This window comes from Gilliamella sp. B2824 (genome assembly GCF_026536245.1).
In the GTDB taxonomy this organism is placed as follows: Bacteria; Pseudomonadota; Gammaproteobacteria; order Enterobacterales; family Orbaceae; genus Gilliamella.
In genome coordinates this window covers 1-1974 of the sequence record NZ_JAFNON010000026.1, presented here as the reverse complement: position 1 = coordinate 1974, position 1974 = coordinate 1, and the positions used below count along the sequence as shown (strand labels likewise).

The window sequence follows — 1974 nt, the reverse complement described above, 5'->3', positions numbered from 1 at the left end:
AGCATACCGGCCATATGGATGAAAATGGCAACTGGGTAACCGATAATGTTGCCGGAAACTTAGTTACTCATGCGATTTTAGGCGCCGTGGTTGCGGAGTTACAAGGAAACTCAGGATTATCGGGTGGTCTGGGCGCCGTTGGAGGTGAACTGGCAGCGCAAGTCATTCGAAAAACATTCTATGGAGATAAGAACGACAACGAATTAACCGAAGCAGAAAAACAAAACATCAGCGCACTCGCCCAACTGGCCACCGGACTGGCTATTGCCGTTGCAGGGGGAGATGTGGGTGATGCTAGCACCGCTATTGCTGCCGGTAAGAACTCGGTTGAGAATAACTATCTGGATTTTGGTCTAGTCATTGTAAATGCAGCGAAGGCTGGATGTAACGGTGATAAAGCTTGTGAAGATAAGGTTATCGATGAAGGGATAAAAGGTTATAACGAAACGATGTTTGAGTACGGTACACCAATTGCGATTGTGGTAGGCGGAGTGATAGCGGCCCCTATTGCCATTGATATAGTTGGTCCTGCAATTGTTTCTTGTTCAGCAAATCCAATCTTGTGTGCTAATAATGTAGCAACGTGGTTAATCGAAACGGTTGGATTTGAAGGTAATCCAGCGGCAGGTTTTGGGATGACTGCTAGCGTATTTGCTAATTCATTAAGTAAGGCTGAATTAAATGACCTTGCCGCAATAATGGAATTATATAAAAATAACCTAATAGAAAATCCATCAGCCCTATTAAATGAAATAAGAACGACTCTTAGTGAAAACGGGGCTTATAAAATTGTTTATGATAGAGCAAATAATACTATCATTAAACAATTTAATGCCGGAAATGGGACGACGGGGAATAATTCCTTATTGGCTAATGCAAATAAAGAATTAGAACAATACGTAGCATCTTTCGCTAATAGCAAATATAAGCCAGCTACTGCAATTGCAGCTGTAGATCCATTAACTGGTAAAGTGGTTACTGCATCAAGTGGGACAGTTCCCACTACAATAGCCCCCTGAATTACAAGCTTATGCTGATAAATTAGGAGGATTAGGAGTTAAGACTTCGTGTGGTAATGTATTAGGTGCTTGTGCTGAATTTAGAGCAGCTAACGAATTGTTATTAAATAATCCTAATCTTAAATTAAAAGATATACAATTTACTCAAGCTGTACGCCCTCGTAATGGGACACAAGTGCCTCGTTGTGAAAATTGTACAAATATATTTGGAGTTGAAAAATAATGAGAATGACTGATGAATTTATGAGTACTAACGATCTAGACTGGTTTGCTGCATTTCATAATGGCAATCTAGCACACTTTGCTTCAGGTGGCACATCCGCTGTACCTGAGAAAGTAGCTGATTCAATTAAGAATTATGAAGAAATATATGATTATTTTTTTGATTTAGAAAAACGATGTGATATTGAAATCATTGAAGATAATTTGCCAGAATTCCTTAATCAAAATAAAAGAGAACAATATTTAAGAAGTTATATTGATTCTGCTTTAAAGGGATTATTTAGTTATGATGTTAATTATGAAGATAATAGCTATTTTTTAGTTGCAAAACCCCTTAATCCATTATCTTTAAGAGAAATACCGCAAGATATAAGAGAAATAATCTATACATTACCAAAAGAAATAAAATCCGGCTCAATACACATAATTAAATTAGAATAGTAACAACGTAAAAGCACCCTGATTTATTAGGGTGCTTTTTTAAGCTCCTTAGAGCTACATAGCAAGTTCAATAATTAACTTGTTCTGTTCAACTTTTAATAATGACCGGTCGCCTAGTATAAAAACCGAATTGCTCCAGCCACCTGCCTTTAATGGTCAGTTGTGGTCAGGGGTTGGGTTTTGTGCCTTGTGGCATGTCACCGACGATATAAAACCACCTAGCCTTCACTGCGGATAAATCCCAAAACCGGTTAGATACGGGCACCATTGGCTTTAGTGATATAGAAAACAA

General features: G+C 38.1%; 3 protein-coding genes. 2 read left to right on the top strand and 1 reads right to left on the bottom strand.

The features are described from left to right. On the top strand, window positions 1-1019 hold a 1019-nt coding region (locus tag J3U56_RS11895), incomplete at its 5' end, for a VENN motif pre-toxin domain-containing protein (protein ID WP_267367914.1). Between the two features lie 222 nt (window positions 1020-1241). Beyond that, entirely contained in the window at window positions 1242-1682 is a 441-nt protein-coding gene (locus J3U56_RS11890; RefSeq protein WP_267344963.1) for a hypothetical protein, read from the top strand. 88 nt (window positions 1683-1770) lie between these two features. Here the strand turns inward: J3U56_RS11890 and J3U56_RS12240 are convergent, their stop codons facing one another. Then, on the bottom strand, window positions 1771-1821 hold the full coding sequence (locus tag J3U56_RS12240; protein ID WP_416380362.1) for a hypothetical protein: 51 nt from the start codon (window positions 1819-1821) through the stop codon (window positions 1771-1773). Window positions 1822-1974: the final 153 nt, after the last annotated feature.